This window comes from Staphylococcus sp. HMSC063A07 (assembly GCF_001836955.1).
Taxonomy (GTDB): Bacteria; Bacillota; Bacilli; order Staphylococcales; family Staphylococcaceae; genus Staphylococcus; species Staphylococcus lugdunensis.
Map to the genome: position 1 here is coordinate 649 of NZ_KV830931.1, position 575 is coordinate 1,223.

5 tRNA genes are annotated in these 575 nt (G+C 50.3%); all 5 read left to right on the forward strand.

Going from position 1 to position 575, the window contains the following annotated elements:
- Positions 1 to 45: 45 nt before the first annotated feature.
- Positions 46 to 119: transfer RNA gene (locus tag HMPREF2597_RS09960), tRNA-Met, on the forward strand.
- Between the two features lie 28 nt (positions 120 to 147).
- Positions 148 to 221, forward strand: a tRNA-Ile gene (locus HMPREF2597_RS09965).
- A 9-nt stretch (positions 222 to 230) separates the two neighbouring features.
- Positions 231 to 320 (forward strand) — tRNA-Ser (locus HMPREF2597_RS09970).
- Between the two features lie 10 nt (positions 321 to 330).
- Positions 331 to 406 (forward strand) — tRNA-Asp (locus HMPREF2597_RS09975).
- Between the two features lie 35 nt (positions 407 to 441).
- A tRNA-Ser gene (locus tag HMPREF2597_RS09980) sits at positions 442 to 534 on the forward strand.
- The last annotated feature ends 41 nt before the right edge of the window (positions 535 to 575 follow it).

Genomic DNA, 575 nt, shown 5'->3' on the forward strand with positions numbered 1-575 from the left:
CAGCGGTTCGATCCCGCTAGTCTCCACCATATAAAACTAAATAAAGGCGGTGTAGCTCAGCTGGCTAGAGCGTACGGTTCATACCCGTGAGGTCGGGGGTTCGATCCCCTCCACCGCCACTATTTAATTAATATTGAATTATATTTAGGACCTTTAGCTCAGTTGGTTAGAGCTAACGGCTCATAACCGTTCGGTCGCAGGTTCGAGTCCTGCAAGGTCCATATAATTTTGGAGGAATACCCAAGTCCGGCTGAAGGGATCGGTCTTGAAAACCGACAGGAGCTTAACGGCTCGCGGGGGTTCGAATCCCTCTTCCTCCGTATTTATTTTGGTCTCGTAGTGTAGCGGTTAACACGCCTGCCTGTCACGCAGGAGATCGCGGGTTCGATTCCCGTCGAGACCGCCATTTTAAAATTATATATTGTAAGACTTATAATAATTGGAGGAATACCCAAGTCCGGCTGAAGGGATCGGTCTTGAAAACCGACAGGGGCTTAACGGCCCGCGGGGGTTCGAATCCCTCTTCCTCCGCCATTTATTATTATCGCGGGATGGAGCAGTTCGGTAGCTCGTCG